We start from the raw sequence: 25,702 nt of genomic DNA on the forward strand, positions 1-25,702 counted from the left end.
GCGGCAGCCATGCCGCAGCTTTTGCGCGTTCCCCTCTTTCGCAAACGCAAAAAAAACTGTATGGACGCCCCAAACCAATAGGCGCGTCCTCAAGAGCGTGCGCCGCAGCCTCAGAGATTTCACATATGGCACTTCGCAATATCGCGATCATCGCGCACGTTGACCATGGCAAGACGACCCTGGTGGATGAGCTTCTCAAGCAGTCCGGCTCGTTCCGCGAAAATCAGCGTGTCGCTGAACGCGTGATGGACTCGAACGATCTCGAAAAAGAACGCGGCATCACCATTCTCGCCAAGGCAACCTCGGTCGAGTGGAAAGGTGTGCGTATCAACATCGTCGATACGCCCGGCCACGCCGACTTCGGCGGTGAGGTCGAGCGCATTCTCTCGATGGTGGACGGCGCGATCGTTCTCGTCGATGCGTCCGAAGGCCCGATGCCGCAGACCAAGTTCGTCGTCGGCAAGGCGCTGAAGGTCGGCCTTCGCCCGATCGTCGCGATCAACAAGATCGACCGTCCGGACGGCCGCCACGAAGAAGTCATCAACGAAGTCTTCGATCTTTTCGCCAATCTCGACGCGACCGACGAGCAGCTCGACTTTCCGATCCTCTACGGTTCGGGCCGCGACGGCTGGATGAACGTCAATCCGGAAGGGCCGAAGGATGAGGGCCTTGCACCGCTTCTCGACCTGGTGCTCAAGCATGTTCCGGAGCCGACGGTCGAAGAAGGCCCGTTCCGGATGATCGGCACGATCCTCGAAGCCAACCCCTTCCTCGGCCGTATCATCACCGGCCGCATCGCATCGGGCTCGATCAAGCCGAACCAAGCCGTCAAGGTTCTCGGCCAGGACGGCAAGCTGATCGAAACCGGCCGCATCTCCAAGATCCTCGCCTTCCGCGGCATCGAGCGCACGGCAATCGACGAAGCCCATGCGGGCGACATCGTCGCGATCGCCGGCCTCTCCAAGGGTACTGTCGCCGATACTTTCTGCGACCCGGCCGTCTCGGAAGCCATGAAGGCCCAGCCGATCGACCCACCGACGGTCACCATGTCCTTCATCGTCAACGACAGCCCGCTGGCGGGCACCGAAGGCGACAAGGTGACCTCACGCGTCATCCGCGACCGTCTCTTCAAGGAAGCCGAAGGCAACGTCGCCCTGAAGATCGAAGAAGCCGAAGGCAAGGATTCGTTCTACGTGTCCGGCCGCGGCGAACTTCAGCTCGCCGTTCTCATCGAAACCATGCGTCGCGAAGGCTTCGAGCTTGCCGTGTCGCGCCCGCGCGTCGTCATGCACAAGGATGAAAGCGGACAGCTTCTGGAGCCGATCGAAGAAGTCGTCGTCGACGTCGATGAAGAACATTCCGGTGTCGTCGTCCAGAAGATGTCCGAGCGCAAGGCCGAAATGGTCGAGCTGCGTCCGTCGGGCGGCAATCGCCTCCGCCTGCGTTTCTACGCACCGACCCGCGGCCTGATCGGCTACCAGTCGGAACTGCTGACGGATACGCGCGGCACGGCGATCATGAACCGCCTGTTCCACGACTACCAGCCCTACAAGGGCGTGATCGGTGGCCGCGTCAACGGCGTGCTGCTCGCCAATGCTCCCGGCGAAGCCGTCGCCTATGCGATGTTCAACCTGGAAGACCGCGGCCCGATGATCATCGAGCCGGGTGAAAAGGTCTATGCCGGCATGATCATCGGCATCCATACGCGCGACAACGACCTTGAAGTGAATGTCCTGAAGGGCAAGCAGCTGACCAATATCCGCGCCGCCGGCAAGGACGAAGCCGTCAAGCTGACGCCGCCGATCCGCATGACGCTCGATCGTGCGCTTTCCTGGATCCAGGAAGATGAGCTGATGGAAGTGACGCCGAAGAATATTCGCCTGCGCAAGATGTATCTCGACGCAAACGATCGCAAGCGTTTCGAGAAGTCGAAAGCGGCTCTCTGAGAGCTTCAAAGCACCCTTTGAAACCCCGGCCTTCGTGCCGGGGTTTTTTATTGTGCGCCGCGCTGATTCCGACTTGTGACAATCGTTAAAAAAGCGTTAAATTTTATCTGTCGTCCACATATCAAGTCTGTGGGCAATCGATCACGATGCGCTGGCTGCATATGGTTAATTGCCTTCGGCGGGACCAGAGTAAACGTTATGAAGACGTTGTCGATCGATGTTCGGCGGGCCGAACCACACGATGCCCGAGCCATATCGGAAACGCACAGGCTTGCCTGGCAGCACACATACGCAGGCATTATCCCGCATCGGGCGCTGACGCAGATGATTGAACGCCGCGGTGAAAACTGGTGGCGCAAGGCGACGCGTGGACCGGCGACGCTCCTGGTTCTCGATGTCGCCGGAACGGTTGCCGGCTACGCGACGCTCGGTCTCAACCGCGCCCGCGCTTTGCCGCAGGAAGGCGAAATCTACGAGCTCTATCTTCGGCCGGAGTATCAGGGCATCGGCCTCGGCCGAATGCTGTTCGGCGAGGCGCGCCGGCTGCTGAAGTCGCTCGGCTGCAACGGGCTGGTCGTCTGGTGCCTCGAGGAAAACGAGACCGCCGGCCGGTTCTACCGCCATCACGGCGGTGTCGATTTCTGCGAAGGCATGGAAAATTTCGACCACAAGCAGCTGAAGAAGATCGGCTTCATCTGGAACTGACCGGCTAGGTCGGTAATCGCCTGCCCCTCGCGAAAGTTTCGAGTTCTTTGCGCCGATGCCATCACGCATTGGTGATCTCAAATGTTGCGTTGCGAGATGAAACTGATTATCTGGCTGCGAGAAATTCAACCCCGCGGGAGTTCCTATGCGCATCGACGCCATTTCCATCGGTAATAATCCACCTGAGGACGTCAACGTTATCGTCGAGGTTCCGGTCGGCGGCCATCCCATCAAGTATGAAATGGACAAGGAAGCCGGCACGCTGGTCGTCGATCGTTTCCTCTATACGCCGATGACCTATCCGGGCAATTATGGTTTCGTGCCGCACACGCTGTCTGAAGACGGCGACCCGATCGACGTGCTGATCGCCAGCACCCGTCCGCTGGTTCCGGGCTGCGTCATCAATGTGCGCCCGATCGGCGTCCTGAAGATGGAAGACAATTCCGGCAAGGACGAAAAGATCATCGCCGTGCCGTCGCCGAAGCTGACGCTGCGCTATGAGAAGGTCAAGGACTACACCGACCTTCCCGAGATCACGCTGAAGCAGATCGAGCACTTCTTCGAGCACTACAAGGATCTGGAACCCGGCAAGTGGGTGAAGATCTTCGGCTGGGGCGATTCCAAGGAAGCCGGCCAGCTTATCCTCGAAGCCGTCGAGCGCGCCAAGAAGACGAAGGGCTGATTGTTCAGCCTAAAAGCGTTTCAAGCTTTTTTGCCAAATCCTCCGGGTCGCCGTCGATCCGGAGGATTTTTTTGCGCGCGGTGTCGCCGGAGACGAGGCTGATGCTGGATTTGGGGATGCGCAACGATTGGGCGACCAGAAGGATCAGGGCCTTGTTGGCCTTGCCCTTTTCCGGGACGGATGTGACGCGCGCCTTCAGGTGCGTTTCGCCCTCGCCATCCGCCTCGATGCCATCGATCGCGTCACGCCCGCCATTCGGCGTAAGCCGGACGGCGAGGCGGACATGATCATCGAAAAGGCTCCAGGGACGACTCAAGCGACCAGCGGATACAGCGTTGTCCAAAGCAAGGTGCGCAGGAAGAAAATGATCAGCAGCAGGATGATCGGCGAAATGTCGATGCCGCCAAGGTTCGGCAACCGGCTGCGGATCGGCTTCAGCACCGGTTCGGTGACGTTATACAGGAATGTGCCGACCGAATTGACGAACTGATTGCTGGAGTTGATGACGTTAAAGGCATAGAGCCAGGAAAAAATGGCACTGGCAATCAGGATCCAGGTGTAAATATTCAAAGCCAAATCAATGGTTTGAAACAGCGCAAACATCGTCTTCTCCAATTCGTTGTTGACAGACATGTAGACATTGGCGACTAAACGAGCAAGTGCCGTGTGGGAACGCGCGGTGAATCATGTTTAACGGGCGGCCTTTCAGCTATTCCCGCGCCCGTCTCCTCGGAAAACATCCATGTCGTTTTCGCCCACCGGAGACCGTTTTGCCGCGTTCCGGCATTCGTCCTACACGCGGTTCTTCCTAGCGCGCTTCCTGCTGTCCTTCTCACAGCAGATCGTCAGCGTCGCCGTCGGCTGGCAGATGTACGACCAGACGGGCAAGGCGATCTATCTCGGCCTGATCGGTCTCGTGCAATTCCTGCCGTCGCTGCTGCTCATGCTCGTCACCGGCTCGGTGGCCGACCGGTACAATCGCCGGGCAATCGCCGCCCTCTGCTCGCTGGTGAGTGCGCTCTGCACGCTGGCGCTGCTGATCATGACTGTAATGGGGACTTTCACGCCGCTGCCGGTTTTCGCGGTGCTTCTGATCTTCGGCATCGAACGCGCCTTCATGTCGCCGGCGGTGCAGTCGCTGGCTCCAAATCTGGTGCCGGAGCAGGACCTTTCCAATGCGATCGCCTGGAATTCGTCGTCCTGGCAGCTCGCGGCAATCACCGGGCCGGTGATCGGCGGTCTGCTCTACGGCGTCAGCGCGACGACCGCCTATACGGTGGCGGTGGTCTTTTCCATCCTCGGGGCGGCTCTCCTCTACATGATCCCGAAGCCTGAACAGAAGACGACGGGCGAGGCCAAGAGCTGGGCGATGATCCTCGGCGGTTTCAGTTTCATCCGTGCCGAAAAGGTCGTGCTCGGGGCGATCTCGCTCGATCTCTTCGCCGTTCTGCTTGGCGGCGCGACGGCACTGATGCCGATCTTCGCCCGCGATATCCTGACGCTCGGCCCCTGGGGGCTCGGCCTGCTGCGCGCGGCACCGGGGCTCGGCGCCATCGTCATGGCGATCTTCCTCGCCGCCTATCCGCTCAAACACCGCGCCGGTATCTACATGTTCATCGGTGTTGCCCTGTTCGGTTTGGGAACCATCGTCTTCGGCATCTCGACTAACACCGAAGTCTCGATCGCGGCGCTGGCGCTGATGGGGGCGGCCGACATGGTATCGGTCTATGTGCGCGAGAGCCTGATTGCGCTCTGGACGCCCGATCAGCTGCGCGGCCGCGTCAATGCGGTCAACATGGTCTTCGTCGGCGGTTCGAACGAACTCGGCGAATTCAGGGCGGGCACGATGGCATCGATCTTCGGCGCGGTGCCGGCGGTCGTTATCGGCGGAATCGGAACTTTGGCGGTGGCGGCGATCTGGGCTTCGAGTTTCCCCAAATTGCGCCGGATCGATACGCTCGACGCCCCCAGCACGTGAGATAGGGCGGATACGCAGTCCTCTATGCGGGAAGTGTGATCGAAGAGGCGGCCTTTGCCGGTTTGCCTTCGAAGACGATATCGAGGAATTCGGTCAACCAGGCTTTCAGCGGCGCGTCGAACAGCATGCGGCCTTCGAGGTGTTCGCGGCCCTGCTGGGCGTTCGGCAGGATGAAGCGGTGCGCGCCGTGCACCACCCAGCGATGCATCATCACCCGAGTCAGTTCGGCGTGGAACTGCAGGCCCCAGGCGTTGCCGTCATAGCGGAAGGCCTGGTTCGGATAGGTGTCGCCTTCAGCCAGAAGATCGGCGCCGTGCGGCAGCTCGAAGCCTTCGCGGTGGAAATGATAGACCATCTTCGGCCAATGCATCAGCAGGCGGCCCTTCTCGGTCGGGCGCAGCGGATACCAGCCGATCTCCGTCGAGCCGTCGGCATTCGACTGGACCTTGCCGCCGAGATGACGCACCAGCATCTGCGCGCCGAGACAGATACCGAGATAGGGACGTTTTTCCCGCAAGGGAATGTCGATCCAGCCGATCTCCTTCTTGACGAAGTCGTCAGGATCATTGGCGCTCATCGGCCCGCCGAAGACGACGGCGCCGGCATGGTCTTGAAGCGTCGTCGGCAGCGGTTCGCCGAGAACCGGGCGGCGGATATCGAGACGATAGCCCTTTTCGACGAGCAATTGGCCGACACGGCCGGGGCTCGACCGCTCCTGATGCAGGACGATGAGGATCGGACGCCCGTCGCGGTCCGATTTTTGCTCAGTCGCTATCATCTTGCGCTACCCGGACATCCGTCACCCTGGCGGCCGCTTCCTGCCGCTTCTGGATGCGCTCGCGGGAGGAGACGCCGAGCAGATCGGCGATACGCCAGATCACATGGTCCTCCATTTCGCTGCGTTCGCCATCGGCATAGACGATGTCCCAGAGAATGCCGATCAGCTCCAGCCGTTGCTCGGTATTGAGGTGGCGTTTCAGGTCGGCGGTGAAGCGATAATAATCGACGGCGGTGCTTTCGGCCTCGAGGCCGGCCGCCATCAGGGCATCCAGCTGCTTGCCGTCGAGCGCATATTGCTCCTTCAACAGCTTGCGCAGCCGCTTCTTCTCGCTGGCTTTGATCTGACCGTCGGCTTCCATGACCTGCATACAGAGGGCGGCCACTGCGATGCGCGGATCGTCAGGGGCAAAACCTTTCTTTGGATGGTCGGCTGTGAGCTTCTGGAAGAAGGCCTGAAAGCGTTCGAACATGCGGTTTTCGTTCCATTTCAGAAAAGGCGGAGCCGTGTCTTGGGTTCCGGGTCCACCCTGGGGTCGCGAACGCCGGGATCATCCGGCAGGCCGCCAAAGAAAGGTTTCGCTTCGCCCGGTGCGGGCGCTTTGCCGCTGGCGGGTTCGACGGGCTTCGGTTTTGCCGGCGCCGGTGCCGGTGCCGGCGTCGGGCGCGCAGCCTCGGCGATCGTCGCGGCGCGTTCCAGTTCGATGATCCGATGGTCGTTGACCGGGCTTTCCGGCCTGACGTCGCGCAGCGGCGGCAAGGTCTTCAGGGCGGTTTCGATCGAGGCAGGCGTCGAACCGTCTTCGAGCGGTCCCTCGATCTGGCCGAAGGGCGCCTTCCATTCGAAGGCGTCGAGGCGGCCGGTCACCGGCGATACCGGCAGCCATTTGTCCGACACGAAACCATCAGCGACCCAGGCCGGATCGCGCGGTGCCTTGAGTGCCTGGGCCAGCCAGTGGCGCACGCGGCCCTGGTCTCCGGTTTCGGCCTCTTCGATGTCGGCCAAAAGCAGGAAGGCGGCTTCGCGCGGCTGCATGCGGGCTGCCGCTTCCGCCTTGGCGCGGGCCTTGGCGAATTCCTGTGCGTCGAGTGCGGCCTGGGCGACGACGAGAAGGGATTCGACGTTGTTCGGGCGCAGCGCCTCCAGCCGTTCGGCGCGCTTCAGCCGGTCGAGCGTGGAATCGCCGCTGCGGGCCCTGACATAGGCCTGGCCGATTTCGGGATGCGGTGTCGATTTCCATGCCTGTTCGAGGATTGAGGCGGCCCTGCGCACCCCGCCTTCGCGAAACAACGCCTTCGCGGCAATGAGGGCTGCCGGAATGAAATCGGCGGCGAGCTTCAGCGCCTGTTGCGCGTCGTCGCGGGCACCCGTCGGGTTGCCTTCCAGCTTTTCGCCGGCGCGCGCCGTCAAGAGGACCGCGTGCAGACGGTTGGCGTCGCCCTTTTCGACGACACGGGCGGCCTTTTGCTGTTCGAGCAGCCGGATCGCATCGTCCCATCGGCCGGCCTGGCTGCGATATTCGAGCGTCGCCTGTGCGGCCCAGGGCAGATAAGGCGCATTGTCTGCAGCCTTCTCGGCATATTGACGGGCGGCCTCGTTGGCGCCGAGGCGGCGGGCCTCCAGATAAAGGCCGCGCAGACCGAGTTCGCGTGTCTCGGGATCGTTGGCCATCGCCTCGAATTTGGCGCGCGCCTCGTCATGGCGGCCTTCGATCAGGGCCGCCTGGGCCTCGAGCAGGTTGATCAGCGGCTCCTGATCGGCGCGGATAAGGCCGCGCGAGCGGGCGGCCATCTTGCGGGCGAGCAGCGCATTGCCGGCGCCGGCGGCGATCAGGCCGGTCGACAACGCCTGATAACCGCGGTCGCGCTTGCGGGCACGGAAATACCGCGTCACCGAATGCGGCGAGGTCCAGACCAGGCGGATGAACCACCAGACGATCATCACGGCGGCGATAAGAGCGATGATCGCGCTAACCGCGACGATTAGCTTGGTCTGGTAGATCTGACCCTCCCAGATCAGCGAGAGGTCGCCTGGACGATCGGCGAACCAGGAGAAGCCATAGGCGAGAAGCAGCACGAAGAGGGCAAAGAGGACAAGGCGGATCAGCATGGTCTCATCCCTCCTTGCCGGTGCCAGAAACGGCTTTCGACAGCGCCCCGCCGACCAGTTCCTCGACGCGGATACGCGCCTCGAGCGATTGCTTGAAGGCGGCGGACGCCTGCTTGCCGGGAGCCGGCAGATTGTTCCATTCGGCGGAAGCAGCCGGCAGATCGCCGCTCTTCACTTTGTCCTCCATGCGGGCGGCGATGGCTTCGACGCTGTCGCCCTCGATATTGCCGACGGGACGGACTGATACCAGCGACTTGGCGCTCGACATCAACCGGTCCGACCAGCTCTCGTTCGGATCCGGCTGGTTGACGGCTTCTATGATCGCCGTGGCAACATCTGGAACTTGACGCATGAGTTCCGCGCGCGAGGGAATGCCGGTCTCGGCAAAGGCTCGGAGGTCGGCAACGGCGGGATCGTCAGGGGCGACGCCGGCGAAAGTATCGAGTTCGGCCAGGAACGGCCCGCCGCGATCGATCGCCGCCTTGAGGGCGGCCGCCGCGATTGCCCGGGCGACGGCAACATCCTCGCGCGGCTCGTTCAGTTTCTTCTCAGCCTCGTCGAGACGCTTGGCGATATCGGCGCCGCTCGTCGTCTGTTGCTCGGAAGACTGGGCGAGCGTGGCGCGCAGCTGGTCGACCTGGCCGGTCAGCTCGGCAATCTTCTGGTTGAGTGCCTCGACATTTGCCGAATCGGCCGGTGCGGCGGCTGCGGGCGCCTTGGCAGTCGTTTCCAGCGCGGCGATGCGCTTTTCAAGCGCGCCGTCATCTGTACTCGCTGGATTGGCGGCAAGATTCGCGAGCGTCTGCTTCAAGCCATCGATCTCCCCGGAAAGATCGGCGATGTCAGGCGATGTCGCCTGCGGCTCGGAGGAACCCGGGAGATAGCCGGCATATTGAATGGCGCCGGCGCCAAGCAGCGCCACCAGGCCGCCGAAGATGCCGGCGGCGATCAGGCCGGAGGTGGCGGCGCGGCGCGGCTGCTCGGGAGGAGGCGCGAAGGCAGGCTCCGGGGCTGCCGGTTCCTCCTCCGGAACGTCCGTTGCAGGCTGGTCCTCTTGTTCGGCTTGTTCGTGTTCGGGTTGCTCCTGCTCGGCCCGTCCCTGTTCGAACTGCGGCGCAGCCTCGGTTTCGGGCGTCACGCCGGCATCGGCGGAGCTGTTGTCGGCGTTGCCGACATCATTCTCAACCGGCTTTTCGGTATCGGCTGCAGAGGCGAAATCCTGTGCTTCGAGGTCGATCGTGACCGGCTCGTCGGCGCTCTTCGAATGGCGTGGCGGGTTTCCCGATACCATGAGGTCCTCTTTATCCTGCATTGCAACGAAACTAGACAGTGATGCCAATTAAGGGAAGAGGTTAGATCAAATTTGGGCGGCTAAAGCATTCAAAGCAGCGACAAAAGACTTTTCTCATCCGGCATCGGCGCAATCGCCGCATTTTTTTTCAGCGCCGCCGGGACAGCCTGCGCGACGGCCTCGCTGAGGCAGAGAAGGCGGATTCCGCTTCCTACCGACAGGGCCGAGCGAAGTTCCGCCACGCCAAAAAAATCGTCAGCTGTCTGCCGGGAATAGAAGAGAACGGCCTGCGGCGGCGTGCCTGCGAAGATAGCCTCGATCTCGGCCGGGCCAGGGGCGACAGGCTGCATGCGGTAACATTCGGCGACGGAAAAGCCGATGCCGAGCTGGCGCAATCCGGCTTCGAACGTTTCCGCACGCGGCGTGCCGGCAAGGTAGAGCAGGCCGTCTGCCGCCTGCGCGGCGACGAGCTCAGCGAGATTGCGGCCGTTGCCGCTAGAGGACGCGACCGATCGGAAGCCGAGGCCGCGCGCTGCCTTGGCCGTTGTCTTTCCAACCGCGAAAAGCGGGCGGGCAAGATGCGGACGGAGTTGTTCGCCGAGAACGGAGATGACCCTGACGGCTTCGGCGCTGGTCACGGCGATCGCGCCGCTGGTTCTTGCAAGCGCGGCTGCGGCTGCGGCGCTGTCGTGCGCCGGCTGGCGTATTGGCAGCAGCAGCGGCTCGTGGCCCATGTCGCGCAGACGTTGTGCGGTTTTCTCAGCCGAATGCGCGGGGCGGGTGACGAGCACGCGCATGGCCGCGTCAGTGCCAGTCGTCGAAAAAGGCGCTGCCGGCCCTTGCGCGCACGTCCTGGCCGGCGCGGGTGCCGAGGGCTGCCGCATCGCGGCGGTGGCCGTCGGTCGTCACCGCATGCTGGCTGCGGCCGTCGGGGGTGATGATGAGGCCGGAGAAGCGGATCAGATCGCCTTCGCAGACGGCATAACCGCCGATCGGCGTGCGGCAGGAGCCGTCGAGCGCGGCGAGGAAGGCGCGTTCGCAGGAGACGGTGTCGAAGGTCGCGGCATCGTTGACCGGCGCCAACAGATCGTCGATCTGAGTGTCGCCGATACGGCTTTCGAGGCAGATCGCCCCCTGCGCCGGCGCCGGCGGGAAGGTGTCGGGGTCGAGAATATCTGTGAGAACCTCGACCTTGCCCAGGCGTTTCAGGCCAGCAAGCGCCAGCAAGGTCGCGTCGACCTGGCCCTCTTCGAGCTTGCGCAGGCGTGTTTCCACCAGGCCGCGGAAGGTCACGACATTGATATCCGGCCGCATGCGGCGGATCAGCGCCTGGCGGCGTAGCGACGACGAGCCGACGGTAGCGCCATGCGGCAGGTCGATCAGTTTGGGCGCGGTGCGGCCGATGACGGCGTCGCGGATATCTTCGCGCGGCAGATAGGCAGAGAGATAGAGGCCTTCGGGCAGCGTCGTCGGCATGTCCTTGGCGGAGTGCACGGCGAAATCCAGCTCGCCGGATACAAGCTGCTGTTCGAGCTCCTCGGTGAAAAGGCCCTTGCCGCCGATCTCGGCCAGCGACCGGTCGGTGATGCGGTCGCCCTTGGTCGTCAGCACGACGATCTCGAACATCTCCTCGGGCAGATGATGCGCCGCCATCAGCCTGTCGCGGGCCTCATGCGCCTGGGCAAGCGCCAGCGGGCTGCCCCGCGTGCCGATCCGGAAAGGTTTTGTTTGCATCCGCTCAGTTCCGTTGTTACCGGAGTTCTCGTAAACGGGTTTCCATTCCATCGCAATCAACGAACAGGCCTCATGGTTCCCTTTCTGCGCATCCTTGGCATCGAAACGAGCTGCGACGAGACCGCGGCGGCGGTCGTCGAGCGCGATGCGGAGGGAAATGCCAACGTGCTCTCCGACGTGGTGCTGTCCCAGCTCGACGAGCATAGCGCTTATGGCGGCGTTGTGCCCGAGATTGCGGCGCGCGCCCATGTCGAGGCGCTGGACGAGCTGATCGAGGAGGCGCTGGACCGCGCCAATGTGTCGCTTGATGAAATCGACGCCATCGCGGCGACGTCCGGGCCGGGGCTGATCGGCGGGCTGCTGGTCGGATTGATGACCGGCAAGGCGATCGCGAGGGCCGCCGGCAAGCCGCTCTATGCGGTCAACCATCTCGAAGGCCATGCGCTGACGGCGCGGCTGACGGACGGGCTTTCCTTTCCCTATCTGATGCTGCTCGTCTCCGGCGGCCATACCCAGCTTATCCTGGTGCGCGGCGTCGGCGAGTATCAGCGCTGGGGCACGACGATCGACGATGCGCTCGGCGAGGCCTTCGACAAGACGGCAAAGCTGCTCGGTCTGCCCTATCCCGGCGGTCCGGCGGTGGAACGGATGGCGCGGGACGGCAATCCCGACCGCTTCGCCTTTCCGCGGCCGCTGGTCGGCGAGGCGCGGCTGGATTTCTCCTTCTCCGGACTGAAGACGGCGGTGCGCCAGGCGGCACACGATATCGCGCCGCTCAGCGATCAGGATGTGGCCGATATCTGCGCCTCGTTCCAGAAAGCGATTTCGCGGACGCTGAAGGACCGCATCGGCCGCGGCCTGCAGCGGTTCAAAACGGAATTTGCTGCGATCGATGAGAAGCCCGCTCTCGTCGTTGCCGGCGGTGTCGCCGCCAATCTCGAACTGCGCGGCACGCTGCAGGCGCTCTGTGATAAAAATGGCTTCCGCTTCATTGCGCCGCCGCTGCACCTCTGCACCGACAATGCGGTGATGATCGCCTGGGCGGGACTGGAGCGCATGGCGACGGGCGTTGCGCCGGATTCGCTCGACGTCCAGCCGCGTTCGCGCTGGCCGCTCGATTCCAATGCGGAAACGCTGATCGGTTTCGGCAAGAGAGGGGCCAAGGCATGAGCGAAAATATCGCCGTCGTCGGATCGGGAGCTTTCGGAACGGCGCTCGCCGCCGTCATCGCCCTTGCCGGCCGCAGCGCGGTGACGCTTGTCGGGCGCAATCCGTCGCTGATTTCAGATCTGAAGGCCGAACGGCTGCATGACGCGGTGCTGCCCGGCATATCTCTTCCCGATACGCTGGAATTTGCCGCCGAGCCGGAGGCGATCGCCGGCGCCTCCATCGTGCTTTTTGCCATGCCGTCGCAGGCGCAGGCCGATGCGGCCCGGCAATACGGCCCCTATCTCGCCAAGGATGCCATCGTCGTCACCTGCGCCAAGGGCATCGAGCGGGCGACCGGTAATCTTTTGACCGACATGCTGGAACGGGAACTGCCGGACCATGCCGTCGCCGTGCTTTCCGGCCCGGGTTTTGCCGCCGATATCGCCAAGGGCCTGCCGACCGCGATGGCGATTGCGGCTGAGGATATGCAGATCGCCGAGCGGCTCGCCCAGGCGATATCAGGCCGGACCTTCCGGCTTTATGCCTCCAGCGACCGCATCGGCGTGCAGCTCGGCGGCGCATTGAAGAATGTGCTGGCGATCGCCTGCGGCATCGTCGAAGGCGGCGGCATCGGCGATTCCGCCCGTGCGGCGCTGATTGCGCGTGGGCTTGCGGAAATGTCGCGCTTCGTCGTCGCCAAGGGCGGGCAGGCCGATACGGTGCGCGGGCTTTCCGGTCTCGGCGATCTGGTGCTGACGGCAACCAGCCATCAATCGCGAAACCTGCGCTTCGGCATCGCGCTCGGGCGCGGCGAAAAGGTCGATCCGCTACAGGGCGCGCTGGTGGAAGGCGCGCTTGCCGCCTCCGTCGCCTCGCGGCTTGCCGCGGAGCTTGCAGTCAGCATGCCGATCACCGACGCCGTTTCCGCCATCATCGACGGCAGGCTCGACATAGCAGAAGCGATCGAGCAGCTGATGACGCGCCCCATTACCACCGAATAGGAGACAGACATGCTTTTCGCCCTTCTCTGCAAGGACAAGCCGGGCCATCTGAATGTGCGCATGGAAACACGGCCGCCTCATCTTGACTATCTGAACGGGCTGAACGCCGAGGGCACGCTGAAGATCGCCGGCCCGTTTCTCGATGATGAGGGTAAAGCCTGCGGCAGCCTGATTATCGTCGAAGCTGAGACAAAGGAGGCGGCGCGGGCGCTTGCCGATGCCGACCCTTATGCCAAGGCCGGCTTGTTCGAAAGCGTCGAGGTGAAGGCCTACAACTGGGTCTTCAACAAGCCGGAGGCGTGAGGCATGGCGCACTGGCTCTATAAATCAGAACCTGCCTCCTGGTCCTGGGAGCAGCAGAAGGCAGCCGGCGAAAAGGGCACGGAATGGACCGGCGTTCGCAACTATCTGGCGCGCAACAACATGCGGGCGATGCAGATCGGCGACAAGGGCTTCTTCTACCACTCCAATGACGGGCTGGAGATTGTCGGGATCGTCGAAGTCTCAGCCCTGTCGCAGCCCGATTCCACCGCCAAGGGCGATCCGAAGTGGGATTGTGTCCACATTCGCGCCGTCATGGACATGCCGAAGCCGGTAACGCTGAAGGACGTCAAGGCGAGCGAGAAGCTTGCCAAGATGTCGCTCGTCACCTCCATGCGGCTTTCCGTGCAGCCGGTGACGGATGACGAATGGGCCGAAGTCTGCCGCATGGGCGGGCTGGACAATCCGCCGCGTTGAAGACCGATCCGGAAGCCTTCATCCGCGCCAATACCAGCGTGATGGCGCCGCCGCATGTGCCGGAGATCTCGCTGCATCTGGCCAGCGAAGCGCATGAGCTCTGGCTGAAAACGGAGGAGGAGCTGGAGGAGATCGGGCTGCCGCCGCCCTTCTGGGCTTTTGCCTGGGCGGGCGGCCAGGGACTGGCGCGCTACGTCCTCGATCATCCGGAGATGGTGCGCGACAAGCGCGTGCTGGATTTCGCCAGCGGTTCCGGCCTCGTCGGCATTGCGGCTGCGATGGCCGGTGCCCTGGAGGTAACGGCCGCCGATATCGATCCCTGGACGGAGAGCGCGATCCGGTTGAATGCCGAGACCAATGGCGTTGCGCTGGGGTTTAACGGCACCGATCTGATCGGCAAACCCGTCGATGCGGATATCGTGCTTGCCGGCGACGTCTTCTACGACCGCGCGTTTGCCGATGCGCTCATTCCCTGGCTGTCGCGGCTGGCGGAGGGCAAGCTGGTTCTGGTCGGCGATCCCGGCCGCAGCTACCTGCCTCGGGATCGGCTGGAATTCTGCGCGGTTTACGAGGTGCCGGTGACGCGGGCGCTCGAAGACAGCGAAATCAAGAAGACGACGGTGTGGCGGTTCGGTCCCAGCTCAGCCGAATCCAGAGCATAATGCCGAAAAGTGTGAGCGGTTTTCGGGCGATATCATGCTCTAACCATTTGATTTTGAACGGGATTCAGATTTTAAGCCGACAGGGCCTAAAATCATCCTGTTCTAAGGCCGGATGACGCAGACATTGGCCTCGTAGGTGCAAGGGTCGTCCTGGACGGCGACGTCGATGACCTTTGCCTTCGGGACCAGCGGCTCGGGCCGCGGCGCGGGATAGAAACCGTAGCCGGCGCCGCCGACATAGGTTCCGCCATCGACCTGATAGACATAAGAAGAGCCGGCATAGTTATCGCCGCCGTCCTCACCCCGTGCCTGAGGCAAGACGACGACGAGGCTGCCGCGGGTCACCCGATCTGTTGCCGCCGACGAAAACTGCTTCAAGAACGGCATCCGCTCTCTGCCGTGCCGGCGGCCATAGCTGTTGTCGAAACGGATGCCGCGATCGCGCCAGCTTGCCCGTTCGCCGAGAAACAATCCGTTGTGAAGGGCGTGGCGATGGGCAAGGAAGCGTTGATCGGGAAAGCGACGGTCGGTGAAGCGATGATCAACACGGCGCTCGCCGGCAGCGGCGGGCAGTGCGGCAAGCGCGGCGAGTGCAAGCAGGGTGACTGCGCATAGACTGCGAAACATGGACGCCGGCCTCCGGAATTCCGATCGTTAACAAATCGTTAACGCCAGATTGCGCCAAAAGCGGCAGCTTGTCCATGCAGCTCGGGAGAACGGCCCAATTATTGAGCCGGAAACACCAGTTTCGTTAGCCTGCAAATTTCGTGGTAACCCCAATCGATTAAATTAAGGCAAGACAGCGATTGTGCTTGTCGTCGGCGTTTCCGGTGATTAAACGTCGCAATTGATGCAACGCACACAGAGAATACGTCATCGTGTGGTTGACTGAGCATGCTCCGAAATCCGGGAGCGCAGAGAAGCCGCCGCGAGGTTCTGATGGCGAACGTGACAAATAACCGGCCCCTGTCGCCGCATTTGCAAATCTACAAACCTATTCCCACCATGGTCATGTCCATCGTCCACCGCATTACCGGTGGCGCGCTGTATGTCGGGACGCTGCTCGTCGCCTGGTGGCTGATCGCAGCGGCAAGCGGCCAGGGCTCCTACGACTGGGCCAACTGGGTGCTCGGCAGCCTTCTCGGCAAGCTCGTGCTGCTCGGCTATACCTGGGCGCTGCTGCACCACATGCTCGGCGGCTTCCGCCACTTCATGTGGGATCTCGGCTACGGCTTCGGGAAGGAATTCTCGACCAAGCTCGCCATTGCCAACATCATCGGGTCGCTCTGTCTGACCGTGCTGGTCTGGGTGATCGGCTTCCTCATTCGCTTCTAAAGGTCCTCTCATGGATATGCGCACCCCCCTCGGCAAGGTTCGCGGGCTCGGCTCCGCCAAGGACGGCACGGACCATTTCTGGCGCCAGCGTCTGACGGCCGTCGCCAATGTTCCACTCATCCTTTTCTTCCTCTTCTTCATGATCGCCTATGCCGGCGCGCCGTATGCGGATGTGGTTCGCGCCTTGTCGAACCCCTTCGTCGCGGTCGTCATGGGACTTATGGTGATTTCAGGCGTCATCCACATGAAGCTCGGCATGCAGGTGATCATCGAGGATTACGTGCACGGCGAGTTCGGCAAGATCGCTCTTCTGATGCTGAACACCTTCTTTGCGATCCTGATCGCCGGCCTCTGTCTCTTCGCCATTCTGAAAATCGCATTCGTAGGATAAGCTCGATATGGCACCGACTTCACCCGCCCAGAACGGCAAGGCCTACAAATATGTCGATCACTCCTACGACGTGATCGTCGTCGGCGCCGGCGGCGCCGGCTTGCGCGCCACGCTGGGGATGGCCGAGCAGGGTTTCCGCACGGCCTGCATCACCAAGGTGTTCCCGACCCGCTCGCACACGGTCGCGGCGCAGGGCGGGATTGCCGCCTCGCTGCGCAACATGACGCCCGACAGCTGGCAGTGGCATCTCTACGACACCGTCAAGGGGTCCGACTGGCTCGGCGACGTCGACGCCATGCAGTATCTGACCATGGAAGCGCCGAAGGCGGTCTATGAGCTCGAGCATTACGGCGTGCCGTTCTCGCGCAACGAGGAAGGCAAGATCTACCAGCGCCCGTTTGGCGGCCATATGCAGAATTACGGCGAAGGCCCGCCGGTGCAGCGCACCTGCGCCGTTGCCGACCGCACCGGCCACGCCATCCTGCACACGCTCTACGGCCAGTCGCTGCGCCACAACGCCGAATTCTTCATCGAGTATTTCGCGCTCGACCTGATCATGTCGGAAGACGGCAGCCGCTGCACCGGCGTTGTCGCCTGGTGCCTCGATGATGGCACGATCCATCGCTTCGCTGCCAAGATGGTGGTGCTGGCGACCGGCGGCTACGGCCGCGCCTATTTCTCGGCGACCTCAGCCCATACCTGCACCGGCGACGGCGGCGGCATGGTGGCGCGCGCGGGCCTGCCGTTGCAGGACATGGAATTCGTGCAGTTCCACCCGACCGGCATCTACGGTTCGGGCTGTCTGATCACCGAAGGCGCACGCGGCGAAGGCGGTTATCTGGTCAACTCCGAGGGCGAACGCTTCATGGAGCGCTACGCGCCGTCGGCCAAGGACCTTGCCTCGCGTGACGTCGTTTCGCGCTGCATGACGCTGGAGATCCGCGAAGGCCGCGGCGTCGGCAAGAACAAGGACCACATCTTCCTGCATCTCGACCATCTCGATCCGGCCGTGCTGCACGAGCGGCTGCCGGGGATCTCCGAGAGCGCCAAGATCTTTGCCGGCGTCGACGTCACCCGCGAGCCGATCCCGGTCCTGCCGACGGTTCATTACAATATGGGCGGCATTCCCACCAATTATTGGGGCGAGGTGCTGAACGCCGACGGCGCCAATCCGGAACGGATCATCCCCGGGCTGATGGCCGTCGGTGAAGCCGGCTGCGCCTCAGTGCACGGCGCCAACCGCCTCGGCTCCAACTCGCTGATCGACCTCGTGGTCTTCGGCCGCGCCGCGGCGATCCGCGCCGGCGAGGTGATCGACCGCGCCGCGCCGATCCCACATCTCAATGTCGCAGCCTGCGACAAGATCATGGACCGTTTCGACGGGCTGCGCCACGCCAGCGGCGCCACGCCAACGGCGGAACTGCGCGAGAAAATGCAGCGCGCCATGCAGGAAGACGCGGCCGTCTTCCGCACCCAGGAATCGCTGGAATCCGGCTGCCGGCGCATCTCGGCGATCTGGCAGGAAATGCGTGATATCAAGGTTACCGACCGCTCGATGATCTGGAACTCGGATCTTGTGGAGACGCTGGAGCTGCAGAACCTCATGGCCAACGCCATCACGACGATCTACGGCGCCGAGGCCCGCAAGGAGAGCCGCGGTTCGCATGCCCGCGAGGATTATACCGAGGGTGCATTTGCCGGCCGCGACGACGTCAATTGGCGCAAGCACACGCTCGCCTGGGTCGGCGAAGCAGGCGACGTCAAGCTCGACTACCGCCCGGTTCACACCCAGCTGATCGCCGAAGGCATCGATCCGTACAAGATCGAGCCGAAGGCTCGCGTGTACTGATCTCAAGAGGAACCGGATATGGTTGAACTCGCTCTCCCCAAGAATTCTCAGATGCGCGAAGGCAAGGTCTGGCCGAAGCCGGCGGGTGCGACGAACACCCGCGAATTCCGCGTCTACCGCTGGAGCCCGGATGACGGGCAGAACCCGTCGATCGATACCTTCTACATCGATGTCGACGATTGTGGCCCGATGGTGCTCGACGGCCTGCTGTACATCAAGAACAAGATCGATCCGACGCTGACGCTGCGCCGGTCCTGTCGCGAGGGCATCTGCGGCTCCTGCGCGATGAATATCGACGGTACGAACACGCTTGCCTGCACCAAGGGCCTCGACGATATCACCGGCGCGGTGAAGATCTATCCGCTGCCGCATTTGCCTGTCGTCAAGGATCTGGTGCCTGACCTCACCAACTTCTACGCCCAGCATCGTTCGATCGAGCCCTGGCTGAAGACGGTGTCGCCGGCGCCCGCCAAGGAATGGAAGCAGAGCCATGAGGACCGGCAGAAGCTCGACGGTCTTTATGAATGCATCCTCTGCGCCTGCTGCTCGACCTCCTGTCCGAGCTATTGGTGGAACGGCGACCGCTATCTCGGTCCGGCCGTTCTGCTGCAGGCCTATCGCTGGCTGATCGACTCCAGAGACGAGGCGACCGGCGAACGTCTCGACAACCTCGAGGATCCGTTCCGCCTGTATCGCTGCCACACGATCATGAATTGCGCGCAGACCTGCCCGAAGGGTCTCAACCCGGCCAAGGCGATCGCCGAAATCAAGAAGATGATGGTCGAGCGCCGGGTCTGATCAACGTATGCATGCCAATGGCGGAATAGACGGCTTCGATCCCGAAGCCGTCAGAGAGATCAGGTCACGGCTCGCCTCGGTGCGCGAGCAGGGTATCCGTATCGGTTTTGCGATCGAAAGCGGCAGCCGCGCCTGGGGATTTCCGTCGCCCGACAGCGATTATGACTGCCGCTTCGTCTATATCCGTCCCGTCGAGCACCACCTCGCCCTTGCTTCCGTGCGCGATGTCATCGAATTTCCGATCATCGGCGATATCGATACCGGCGGCTGGGATCTGCGAAAGGCGCTGCTGCTTGCGCTCAAGGGAAACGCGGTGGTGGTCGAATGGCTGAAATCGCCGAGCGCTTATGAAGAGGAATCGGGTTTTCGCTCGCGTCTCGCCGCGCTGCTCGATCTCATCATGGTGCCGGAAAAGGTCGCTGCTCATTATGTCGGGCTCATGCGGCAGCATTTTCAGAGCCAGGGCGAGGGGGCGATCAAGCTGAAGAAGTTTCTTTATGCCGTGCGTCCGGCCATCGCGCTCGAATGGATGCGCCAGCGTTCGTTTCGCGTGCTGCCACCGATGAATATGCTGGAATGTCTCGAGGCGATCTCGATCGCTCCTGACCTTCGAACGGCGATACTCGATCTCGTGCATGTCAAGAAACAGACGCGCGAAATGGGGGAGGGGCTGCCGCCGATGCTGGTGCAATCCTTTCTGAAGAGCTCGTTCGAGCGTTATTCCGAGATATTGCGGGAGTTCGACCGGGATCCGGATAGAGATCAGCACGCGCAACACCTTGCTGACAAATTCTATGTGCAGGAAGTTTTGCAGCGGGACAGTTGAACTGTATCGTTTTTCGGTTAGTTGTTGTCACGGGCAATTTATGCCGTCCGACTTGATTAACCAAAGCGAGTTACGATAATCGGACTTGTCTCACGCCCGTTTCTCTGCGGCGCTAGCCGAAATCAGGAGTATGATGATGCAGTTGCGATATGCGATGACAGGTCTGGTGGTGGCTCTCGCTCTAGCCGGTTGTCAGCGTACGGCATATGATTACAACTCCAGCCCGAATGCCGGGCCGGCGCCGTTGACGGCGCAGCCGGTTCCCTCGGTTCAGGGTGGGCAGCTTCCGCCGGTCAACAATTCGCAATTCCCGGCGGCGCCGGCATCGACGGCACCGATGCCGGGCGCGCAGTCCGGCGCAATGGCTGCGAATGCGCTCGATGTCACCAAGGAATCGATGGTCGGAAGCTGGCGTGTCAATGGCAGCTGCGACATGTTCCTGACGCTCACCAATCTCGGCAGTGGTTCGCGCGGCGGCACGCGCGGCTGTGTCGGCGAGCTGACGGCGATGGGCTCCTGGGAGGTTGCCGGCAAGCAGGTGCTGCTCAAGGACCGTTCGGGCAACCAGCTCGGCAGCGTCTACAAGACGGCCGACAACCGCTTCGAGGGCCAGACCAGCACGGGCCAGCAGATCAGCCTCAGCCGGTAACAAATACCGGCGCGGTAACAAATACCGGCGCGGTAACGATCCGGCGGCCCCGCCGATGACTGACAGGCGGATATGCCCTCATGCAGCCAATGCCAGATTATGCGCTCAGCGTCTGCGAACAGCTTAAATCGCTGACACTTTCCGGTGCGCTGCAGGTCGATGCCGCCCAGATGGATGTGGCCAAAAGCCTGGATCGGGTGCTTGCCGGGCTGAAGCAGCAACGGCCAGCGGCAAAATCGAGCGCGCTTGGCTGGCTGTTTGCCGCCAAGAAGAAATCCGCCGCCGGCATCAAGGGACTGTATATCCACGGCAGCGTCGGACGCGGCAAGACCATGCTGATGGACATGTTCTTCTCGATGGCGCTCTGCAAAAAGAAGCGGCGGGCGCATTTCCACGAATTCATGGCAGATGTGCATAACCGCATCGCAACGCACCGGCTGAAGCTCAAGAACGGCGAGACGAAGCAGGCCGACCCGATGCCGCCGGTTGCCGCCGCCCTCTACGAGGAAGCGGAGCTGCTCTGCTTCGACGAATTCACGGTCACCGATATCGCCGATGCGATGATCCTGTCGCGGCTGTTCTCCGAGCTTTTCGCGCGCGGATGCGTGCTGGTCGCGACCTCGAATGTCGAGCCCGACAATCTGTACCCGGATGGCCTCAACCGCGGCCTCTTCCTGCCCTTCGTCGCCCTTCTCAAGCAGCACGTCGACGTCGTCACCCTGGATTCGCCGACCGATTACCGGATGGAGAAGCTGAGCAGCCAGCCGGTCTATCTGGTGCCGATCAACGATCATAACGACATGGCGATGGATGCGTCCTGGACGCAGGCGCTGCACGGGCGCAAGGCGCAGCCGCTGGATATTCCGATGAAGGGGCGCCACATCCACGTGCCGCTCGCCGCCGAGCGCATGGCGCGGTTTTCCTTCATCGATCTGTGCGACAGGCCGCTCGGGGCGGTCGACTTTCTGGCGATCGCCGAGCGCTTCGACACGGTCTTCCTCGATCACGTTCCCTTGCTGGGGCCGGAAAAACGGAACCAGATCAAACGCTTCATCATTATGGTCGATACGTTCTACGACCATGCCGTGCGGCTCTACATTTCCGCGGCGGCCATGCCGGAGGAACTATTGCTGCACCGTCGGGGCACGGAGGGGTTTGAATTCGACCGCACGGCATCACGGCTATTTGAGATGCGCAGTGCCGAATATCTTGCGCTGCACCACGAGAAGCGCGCCGCCGAATAACAATTTGGTGACATAATATCTTACGTTTACGTAAGAATTTTTGTATCTAAACGATTGAAATTGCTGCATCAAAATTAATGGATTGCCATTTTTGGGCTTTCGGTCTATGCGATTGCGTCATTGGGCGGTGCCTTGACGCGTCGTTCACCGAATTTGATGGCAAAGGAAACAGCGAAATGGCGCGTAACAAGATCGCACTCATTGGTTCTGGCATGATTGGTGGCACGCTGGCGCACCTCGCCGGCCTGAAGGAACTGGGCGACATTGTCCTCTTCGACATTGCGGACGGCATTCCTCAGGGTAAGGGTCTCGATATCTCTCAGTCCTCGCCGGTCGAAGGCTTCGACGTCAATCTGACGGGCGCCAGCGACTATTCCGCGATCGAAGGCGCTGACGTCTGCATCGTCACCGCCGGCGTTGCCCGCAAGCCGGGCATGAGCCGCGACGATCTTCTCGGCATCAATCTCAAGGTCATGGAGCAGGTCGGCGCCGGCATCAAAAAATACGCCCCGAACGCTTTCGTAATCTGCATCACCAACCCGCTCGACGCCATGGTCTGGGCGCTGCAGAAGTTTTCCGGCCTTCCGGCCAACAAAGTCGTCGGCATGGCCGGCGTTCTCGACTCCTCGCGCTTCCGTCTGTTCCTCGCCAAGGAATTCAACGTCTCCGTCCAGGACGTCACCGCCTTCGTGCTCGGCGGCCACGGCGACACGATGGTGCCGCTCGCCCGCTACTCGACGGTCGGCGGCATTCCGCTCACCGACCTCGTCACGATGGGCTGGGTCACCAAGGAACGCCTCGAAGAGATCATCCAGCGCACCCGTGACGGCGGCGCCGAAATCGTCGGCCTGCTGAAGACCGGCTCGGCCTATTACGCGCCGGCCGCCTCGGCGATCGAGATGGCCGAATCCTACCTCAAGGACAAGAAGCGCGTTCTGCCCTGCGCGGCTCACCTGAGCGGCCAGTACGGCGTCAAGGACATGTATGTCGGCGTTCCCACCGTCATCGGCGCCGGCGGCGTCGAGCGCATCATCGAGATCGATCTCAACAAGACCGAGAAGGAAGCCTTCGACAAGTCCGTCGGCGCCGTCGCCGGTCTCTGCGAAGCCTGCATCAATATCGCGCCTGCCCTCAAGTAATTGGCGCTGACGTAATCCAAACAGGGATAGACCCATGAACATTCATGAATATCAAGCCAAGGCTCTGCTGAAGGGCTATGGCGCGCCAGTCGCCGAGGGTGTGGCTATTCTTAAGGTCGAAGAGGCTGAGGCTGCCGCCAAGTCGCTTCCCGGCCCGCTTTACGTGGTCAAGAGCCAGATCCACGCCGGCGGCCGCGGCAAGGGCAAGTTCAAGGAACTGTCGCCGGAGGCCAAGGGTGGCGTGCGTCTCGCCAAGTCGATCGACGAAGTGGTTGCCCATGCCAAGGAAATGTTCGGGCATACGCTGGTGACGGCGCAGACCGGCGACGCCGGCAAGCAGGTCAACCGCCTCTATATCGAAGACGGCGCCGACATCGCTCGCGAGCTCTATTGCTCGCTGCTGGTCGACCGTTCGGTCGGCCGCGTGGCTTTCGTGGTTTCCACCGAGGGCGGCATGGACATCGAGGCTGTCGCCCATGACACGCCGGAGAAGATCCAGACGATTGCCATCGATCCGGAAGCTGGCGTGACGGCTGCCGACGTTACTGCGATTTCCAAGGCTCTGCAGCTCGACGGTGCGGCCGCCGAAGATGCGAAGTCGCTCTTCCCGGCGCTCTACAAGGCCTTCAACGAGAAAGACATGGCGCTGCTCGAGGTCAATCCGCTGATCGTCATGAAGGATGGTCATCTGCGGGTTCTCGACGCGAAGATGTCCTTCGACGGCAATGCGCTCTTCCGTCACGACGACGTCAAGACGCTGCGCGACGAAACCGAAGAAGACGCCAAGGAAATCGAGGCCTCGAAGTGGGACCTCGCTTATGTCGCGCTCGACGGCAATATCGGCTGCATGGTCAACGGCGCGGGCCTTGCCATGGCGACGATGGATATCATCAAGCTTTACGGCAAGGAGCCGGCCAACTTCTGCGACGTCGGCGGCGGCGCCGGCAAGGAGAAGGTTGCTGCGGCTTTCAAGATCATCACTGCAGACCCCAAGGTCGAAGGCATTCTCGTCAACATCTTCGGCGGCATCATGAAGTGCGATGTCATCGCCGAGGGCGTCATTGCCGCGGTCAAGGAAGTCGGCCTCAAGGTTCCGCTGGTCGTGCGCCTTGAAGGCACCAATGTCGAGCTCGGCAAGAAGATCCTGAACGAGTCGGGTCTGGCGATCACGGCGGCTGACGACTTGGACGATGCGGCCAAGAAGATCGTCGCGGCGATCAACGGCTGAGAGCGATCATGGCCTTCCAGTCGACGCCATCTGCTGCTCATCTCCGCCTCAATGCCTTCGCCGGCACCTGGGAAGGGGAAGAGCATGTCGCGGCGTCGGCGTGGACGAGCGAAGGCAGGGCCAGCGCCGAGCTTTCCGGCGAGACGCTGTTCGGTGGATTCTTCATCGAGCAGCGCTACCGCCAGACGCGCGATGGTGCTGTTTCGTTCGAGGCCCGAAATGTTTTCGGCTTCGATGTCTCAGACCAGGCCTACAAGCTCTACCAATTCGACACCGCGGGTTTTGCGCCGCCTTCGCCGGCTTCCGGAGAGTGGCCCGGCAATGAACTCGTGCTGATGAAGACTTCGCCGCGCGGCAGACAGCGCACCGTATTCGCATTTGAAAATGAAGACTGCTACCGGATGGGCGTCAGCTTTTCGCCTGCAGGCAGCGATACTTGGCAGGAGGTCGTCAGCGGCATCTATCGTCGTTCGTCCCCCACGTCTTCCAACCTCTCCTAGACAAAGGCCTCGCATGTCTATTCTCGTCAATAAAGACACCAAGATCCTCGTGCAGGGTCTGACCGGCAAGACCGGCACGTTTCACACCGAACAGGCGCTCGCCTACTACGGCACGCAGATGGTCGGCGGTATCCACCCGAAGAAGGGCGGCGAAACCTGGTCCGGCGCAAAGGGCGAAAGCCTGCCGATCTTCGCGACCGTTGCCGAGGGCAAGGAAAAGACCGGCGCCGACGCGACCGTCATCTATGTTCCGCCGGCCGGTGCCGCCGACGCGATCATCGAGGCTATCGATGCCGAGATCCCGTTCATCACCTGCATCACCGAAGGCATCCCGGTCATGGACATGGTGCGCGTCAAGGCTCGCCTCGACCGCTCCAAGTCGCGGCTGCTCGGCCCCAATTGCCCGGGCATCCTGACGCCGGAAGAATGCAAAATCGGCATCATGCCGGGCTCGATCTTCCGCAAGGGTTCGGTCGGCATCGTGTCCCGCTCGGGCACGCTGACCTATGAAGCCGTCTTCCAGACCTCCAACGAAGGCCTCGGCCAGACGACGGCCGTCGGCATCGGCGGCGACCCGGTCAAGGGCACCGAGTTTATCGACGTGCTGGAAATGTTCCTGGCCGACGAAGCCACGACCTCCATCATCATGATCGGCGAAATCGGCGGCTCCGCAGAAGAAGACGCCGCGCAGTTCCTCAAGGACGAGGCCAAGAAGGGCCGCAAGAAGCCGATGGCCGGCTTCATCGCCGGCCGCACCGCACCGAAGGGCCGCACCATGGGCCATGCCGGTGCTGTGGTCTCCGGCGGCAAGGGCGACGCGGAATCGAAGATCGCGGCGATGGAATCGGCAGGCATCAAGGTGTCGCCGTCTCCGGCCCGCCTCGGCAAGACGCTGGTTGAAGTCCTCAAGGGCTAAACCAACTTAATACCCGGGCGGAGGACGGCATCTGCGCTTCCGCCCGGTCTTGAC

At 62.4% G+C, this 25,702-nt stretch carries 29 protein-coding genes; 20 read left to right on the forward strand and 9 right to left on the reverse strand.

Features of this window, described 5'->3' with window-relative positions; genetic code table 11:
• The first annotated feature begins 125 nt into the window (after nt 1-125).
• From typA to ppa, 3 genes are all read left to right on the forward strand, one after another.
• A complete protein-coding gene (typA, locus tag FHX03_RS22705; RefSeq protein WP_097624930.1) occupies nt 126-1,946 on the forward strand; it encodes a translational GTPase TypA in 1,821 nt (606 codons plus the stop codon).
• Nucleotides 1,947-2,144: 198 nt separating this feature from the next.
• Nucleotides 2,145-2,651 (forward strand): GNAT family N-acetyltransferase, encoded by a 507-nt coding sequence (locus FHX03_RS22710; RefSeq protein WP_003582861.1) that lies wholly within the window; start codon nt 2,145-2,147, stop codon nt 2,649-2,651.
• Nucleotides 2,652-2,796: 145 nt separating this feature from the next.
• Nucleotides 2,797-3,333 carry an inorganic diphosphatase gene (gene ppa, locus FHX03_RS22715; RefSeq protein WP_012559229.1) on the forward strand — a complete coding sequence of 179 codons (537 nt, stop codon included), beginning with the start codon at nt 2,797-2,799 and terminating at the stop codon, nt 3,331-3,333.
• Between the two features lie 4 nt (nt 3,334-3,337).
• Here the strand turns inward: ppa and FHX03_RS22720 are convergent, their stop codons facing one another.
• Together FHX03_RS22720 and FHX03_RS22725 are read right to left on the reverse strand one after the other, a co-directional pair.
• On the reverse strand, nt 3,338-3,649 hold the full coding sequence (locus tag FHX03_RS22720) for a DUF167 domain-containing protein (protein WP_183778402.1): 312 nt from the start codon (nt 3,647-3,649) through the stop codon (nt 3,338-3,340).
• Nucleotides 3,646-3,936, reverse strand: coding sequence for a YggT family protein (locus FHX03_RS22725; RefSeq protein WP_003543619.1), 291 nt, complete (start codon nt 3,934-3,936; stop codon nt 3,646-3,648). Before FHX03_RS22725 ends, FHX03_RS22720 begins: the two co-directional genes overlap by 4 nt.
• A gap of 139 nt (nt 3,937-4,075) precedes the next feature.
• Between FHX03_RS22725 and FHX03_RS22730 the strand changes: the two genes are divergently transcribed.
• Entirely contained in the window at nt 4,076-5,311 is a 1,236-nt protein-coding gene (locus FHX03_RS22730; protein WP_183855557.1) for an MFS transporter, read from the forward strand.
• A 22-nt stretch (nt 5,312-5,333) separates the two neighbouring features.
• Here the strand turns inward: FHX03_RS22730 and FHX03_RS22735 are convergent, their stop codons facing one another.
• From FHX03_RS22735 to hemC, 6 genes are all read right to left on the reverse strand, one after another.
• Nucleotides 5,334-6,089, reverse strand: coding sequence for a glutamine amidotransferase (locus FHX03_RS22735; RefSeq protein ID WP_097624926.1), 756 nt, complete (start codon nt 6,087-6,089; stop codon nt 5,334-5,336).
• Complete coding sequence (locus tag FHX03_RS22740; RefSeq protein ID WP_003589787.1) at nt 6,076-6,561, reverse strand: TerB family tellurite resistance protein; 486 nt, start codon at nt 6,559-6,561, stop codon at nt 6,076-6,078. The genes FHX03_RS22735 and FHX03_RS22740 overlap by 14 nt, the downstream gene beginning before the upstream one ends.
• 17 nt (nt 6,562-6,578) lie before the next feature.
• Nucleotides 6,579-8,198 (reverse strand): heme biosynthesis protein HemY, encoded by a 1,620-nt coding sequence (locus FHX03_RS22745; protein WP_183855559.1) that lies wholly within the window; start codon nt 8,196-8,198, stop codon nt 6,579-6,581.
• A gap of 4 nt (nt 8,199-8,202) precedes the next feature.
• The gene (locus FHX03_RS22750; protein ID WP_183778395.1) at nt 8,203-9,510 is read right to left on the reverse strand and encodes a COG4223 family protein; all 1,308 of its coding nucleotides are present in this window, start codon (nt 9,508-9,510) and stop codon (nt 8,203-8,205) included.
• A gap of 68 nt (nt 9,511-9,578) precedes the next feature.
• Nucleotides 9,579-10,286, reverse strand: coding sequence for a uroporphyrinogen-III synthase (locus FHX03_RS22755; protein WP_183855561.1), 708 nt, complete (start codon nt 10,284-10,286; stop codon nt 9,579-9,581).
• A gap of 7 nt (nt 10,287-10,293) precedes the next feature.
• Nucleotides 10,294-11,223, reverse strand: a complete 930-nt coding sequence (gene hemC / locus FHX03_RS22760) for a hydroxymethylbilane synthase (RefSeq protein ID WP_131710919.1) — start codon at nt 11,221-11,223, stop codon at nt 10,294-10,296.
• Between the two features lie 72 nt (nt 11,224-11,295).
• On the opposite strand from hemC, the gene tsaD reads away from it, so the two are divergent.
• From tsaD to FHX03_RS22785, 5 genes are read left to right on the forward strand one after another with little or no spacing between them, the layout of a single operon-like run.
• On the forward strand, nt 11,296-12,393 hold the full coding sequence (gene tsaD / locus FHX03_RS22765; RefSeq protein ID WP_183855563.1) for a tRNA (adenosine(37)-N6)-threonylcarbamoyltransferase complex transferase subunit TsaD: 1,098 nt from the start codon (nt 11,296-11,298) through the stop codon (nt 12,391-12,393).
• Nucleotides 12,390-13,373 (forward strand): NAD(P)H-dependent glycerol-3-phosphate dehydrogenase, encoded by a 984-nt coding sequence (locus FHX03_RS22770; RefSeq protein WP_097624920.1) that lies wholly within the window; start codon nt 12,390-12,392, stop codon nt 13,371-13,373. The genes tsaD and FHX03_RS22770 overlap by 4 nt, the downstream gene beginning before the upstream one ends.
• 9 nt (nt 13,374-13,382) lie before the next feature.
• Entirely contained in the window at nt 13,383-13,676 is a 294-nt protein-coding gene (locus FHX03_RS22775; protein WP_183855564.1) for a YciI-like protein, read from the forward strand.
• 3 nt (nt 13,677-13,679) lie between these two features.
• Nucleotides 13,680-14,111 (forward strand): EVE domain-containing protein, encoded by a 432-nt coding sequence (locus FHX03_RS22780; protein WP_049733437.1) that lies wholly within the window; start codon nt 13,680-13,682, stop codon nt 14,109-14,111.
• Nucleotides 14,108-14,773, forward strand: a complete 666-nt coding sequence (locus FHX03_RS22785; RefSeq protein WP_183855659.1) for a class I SAM-dependent methyltransferase — start codon at nt 14,108-14,110, stop codon at nt 14,771-14,773. Before FHX03_RS22780 ends, FHX03_RS22785 begins: the two co-directional genes overlap by 4 nt.
• A 102-nt stretch (nt 14,774-14,875) precedes the next feature.
• On the opposite strand, the gene FHX03_RS22790 is transcribed toward FHX03_RS22785, so the two are convergent.
• Nucleotides 14,876-15,400, reverse strand: a complete 525-nt coding sequence (locus FHX03_RS22790) for a hypothetical protein (RefSeq protein ID WP_183855566.1) — start codon at nt 15,398-15,400, stop codon at nt 14,876-14,878.
• A 312-nt stretch (nt 15,401-15,712) separates the two neighbouring features.
• Here FHX03_RS22790 and sdhC point away from each other — a divergent pair, with 312 nt between their 5' ends.
• The 11 genes from sdhC (at nt 15,713) to sucD (ending at nt 25,648) form a co-directional block, all read left to right on the forward strand.
• Entirely contained in the window at nt 15,713-16,108 is a 396-nt protein-coding gene (sdhC, locus tag FHX03_RS22795) for a succinate dehydrogenase, cytochrome b556 subunit (RefSeq protein WP_012559217.1), read from the forward strand.
• A gap of 10 nt (nt 16,109-16,118) precedes the next feature.
• Nucleotides 16,119-16,499 carry a succinate dehydrogenase, hydrophobic membrane anchor protein gene (sdhD, locus tag FHX03_RS22800; RefSeq protein WP_003567272.1) on the forward strand — a complete coding sequence of 127 codons (381 nt, stop codon included), beginning with the start codon at nt 16,119-16,121 and terminating at the stop codon, nt 16,497-16,499.
• Nucleotides 16,500-16,506: 7 nt separating this feature from the next.
• On the forward strand, nt 16,507-18,348 hold the full coding sequence (gene sdhA / locus FHX03_RS22805) for a succinate dehydrogenase flavoprotein subunit (protein ID WP_097624916.1): 1,842 nt from the start codon (nt 16,507-16,509) through the stop codon (nt 18,346-18,348).
• A gap of 18 nt (nt 18,349-18,366) precedes the next feature.
• Complete coding sequence (locus FHX03_RS22810; RefSeq protein WP_049733450.1) at nt 18,367-19,146, forward strand: succinate dehydrogenase iron-sulfur subunit; 780 nt, start codon at nt 18,367-18,369, stop codon at nt 19,144-19,146.
• 7 nt (nt 19,147-19,153) lie between these two features.
• Nucleotides 19,154-19,972, forward strand: a complete 819-nt coding sequence (locus FHX03_RS22815) for a DNA polymerase beta superfamily protein (protein WP_183855568.1) — start codon at nt 19,154-19,156, stop codon at nt 19,970-19,972.
• Between the two features lie 136 nt (nt 19,973-20,108).
• Nucleotides 20,109-20,621: a protease inhibitor Inh/omp19 family protein gene (locus tag FHX03_RS22820; protein WP_012559213.1), complete on the forward strand. Its 513-nt coding sequence runs from the start codon at nt 20,109-20,111 to the stop codon at nt 20,619-20,621.
• 80 nt (nt 20,622-20,701) lie between these two features.
• Nucleotides 20,702-21,865, forward strand: a complete 1,164-nt coding sequence (gene zapE, locus FHX03_RS22825; RefSeq protein ID WP_183855570.1) for a cell division protein ZapE — start codon at nt 20,702-20,704, stop codon at nt 21,863-21,865.
• Between the two features lie 176 nt (nt 21,866-22,041).
• Entirely contained in the window at nt 22,042-23,004 is a 963-nt protein-coding gene (mdh, locus tag FHX03_RS22830; protein WP_003543522.1) for a malate dehydrogenase, read from the forward strand.
• Between the two features lie 34 nt (nt 23,005-23,038).
• Nucleotides 23,039-24,232 (forward strand): ADP-forming succinate--CoA ligase subunit beta, encoded by a 1,194-nt coding sequence (gene sucC / locus FHX03_RS22835; protein ID WP_183855572.1) that lies wholly within the window; start codon nt 23,039-23,041, stop codon nt 24,230-24,232.
• 8 nt (nt 24,233-24,240) lie between these two features.
• Nucleotides 24,241-24,732 (forward strand): DUF1579 family protein, encoded by a 492-nt coding sequence (locus FHX03_RS22840; RefSeq protein ID WP_097624912.1) that lies wholly within the window; start codon nt 24,241-24,243, stop codon nt 24,730-24,732.
• 13 nt (nt 24,733-24,745) lie between these two features.
• Nucleotides 24,746-25,648, forward strand: coding sequence for a succinate--CoA ligase subunit alpha (gene sucD / locus FHX03_RS22845; protein WP_012559209.1), 903 nt, complete (start codon nt 24,746-24,748; stop codon nt 25,646-25,648).
• Nucleotides 25,649-25,702 lie beyond the last annotated feature (54 nt).

The sequence above is a fragment of the Rhizobium sp. BK456 genome, from assembly GCF_014194045.1.
Lineage (GTDB): Bacteria > Pseudomonadota > Alphaproteobacteria > Rhizobiales > Rhizobiaceae > Rhizobium > Rhizobium redzepovicii.

Coding starts and splice junctions, on each gene's coding strand:
- sucC (WP_183855572.1), top strand. CDS start 23,039: ATGAACATTCATGAATATCAAGCCAAGGCTCTGCTGAAGGGCTATGGC.
- FHX03_RS22750 (WP_183778395.1), bottom strand. CDS start 9,510: ATGCAGGATAAAGAGGACCTCATGGTATCGGGAAACCCGCCACGCCAT.
- FHX03_RS22780 (WP_049733437.1), top strand. CDS start 13,680: ATGGCGCACTGGCTCTATAAATCAGAACCTGCCTCCTGGTCCTGGGAG.
- sdhC (WP_012559217.1), top strand. CDS start 15,713: ATGGCGAACGTGACAAATAACCGGCCCCTGTCGCCGCATTTGCAAATC.
- FHX03_RS22820 (WP_012559213.1), top strand. CDS start 20,109: ATGCAGTTGCGATATGCGATGACAGGTCTGGTGGTGGCTCTCGCTCTA.
- FHX03_RS22815 (WP_183855568.1), top strand. CDS start 19,154: ATGCATGCCAATGGCGGAATAGACGGCTTCGATCCCGAAGCCGTCAGA.
- FHX03_RS22770 (WP_097624920.1), top strand. CDS start 12,390: ATGAGCGAAAATATCGCCGTCGTCGGATCGGGAGCTTTCGGAACGGCG.
- FHX03_RS22790 (WP_183855566.1), bottom strand. CDS start 15,400: ATGTTTCGCAGTCTATGCGCAGTCACCCTGCTTGCACTCGCCGCGCTT.
- ppa (WP_012559229.1), top strand. CDS start 2,797: ATGCGCATCGACGCCATTTCCATCGGTAATAATCCACCTGAGGACGTC.
- sdhA (WP_097624916.1), top strand. CDS start 16,507: ATGGCACCGACTTCACCCGCCCAGAACGGCAAGGCCTACAAATATGTC.
- sdhD (WP_003567272.1), top strand. CDS start 16,119: ATGGATATGCGCACCCCCCTCGGCAAGGTTCGCGGGCTCGGCTCCGCC.
- tsaD (WP_183855563.1), top strand. CDS start 11,296: ATGGTTCCCTTTCTGCGCATCCTTGGCATCGAAACGAGCTGCGACGAG.
- FHX03_RS22755 (WP_183855561.1), bottom strand. CDS start 10,286: ATGCGCGTGCTCGTCACCCGCCCCGCGCATTCGGCTGAGAAAACCGCA.
- FHX03_RS22725 (WP_003543619.1), bottom strand. CDS start 3,936: ATGTTTGCGCTGTTTCAAACCATTGATTTGGCTTTGAATATTTACACC.
- FHX03_RS22730 (WP_183855557.1), top strand. CDS start 4,076: ATGTCGTTTTCGCCCACCGGAGACCGTTTTGCCGCGTTCCGGCATTCG.
- FHX03_RS22710 (WP_003582861.1), top strand. CDS start 2,145: ATGAAGACGTTGTCGATCGATGTTCGGCGGGCCGAACCACACGATGCC.
- FHX03_RS22840 (WP_097624912.1), top strand. CDS start 24,241: ATGGCCTTCCAGTCGACGCCATCTGCTGCTCATCTCCGCCTCAATGCC.
- mdh (WP_003543522.1), top strand. CDS start 22,042: ATGGCGCGTAACAAGATCGCACTCATTGGTTCTGGCATGATTGGTGGC.
- typA (WP_097624930.1), top strand. CDS start 126: ATGGCACTTCGCAATATCGCGATCATCGCGCACGTTGACCATGGCAAG.
- sucD (WP_012559209.1), top strand. CDS start 24,746: ATGTCTATTCTCGTCAATAAAGACACCAAGATCCTCGTGCAGGGTCTG.
- FHX03_RS22735 (WP_097624926.1), bottom strand. CDS start 6,089: ATGATAGCGACTGAGCAAAAATCGGACCGCGACGGGCGTCCGATCCTC.
- FHX03_RS22745 (WP_183855559.1), bottom strand. CDS start 8,198: ATGCTGATCCGCCTTGTCCTCTTTGCCCTCTTCGTGCTGCTTCTCGCC.
- FHX03_RS22740 (WP_003589787.1), bottom strand. CDS start 6,561: ATGTTCGAACGCTTTCAGGCCTTCTTCCAGAAGCTCACAGCCGACCAT.
- FHX03_RS22775 (WP_183855564.1), top strand. CDS start 13,383: ATGCTTTTCGCCCTTCTCTGCAAGGACAAGCCGGGCCATCTGAATGTG.
- zapE (WP_183855570.1), top strand. CDS start 20,702: ATGCAGCCAATGCCAGATTATGCGCTCAGCGTCTGCGAACAGCTTAAA.
- FHX03_RS22810 (WP_049733450.1), top strand. CDS start 18,367: ATGGTTGAACTCGCTCTCCCCAAGAATTCTCAGATGCGCGAAGGCAAG.
- hemC (WP_131710919.1), bottom strand. CDS start 11,223: ATGCAAACAAAACCTTTCCGGATCGGCACGCGGGGCAGCCCGCTGGCG.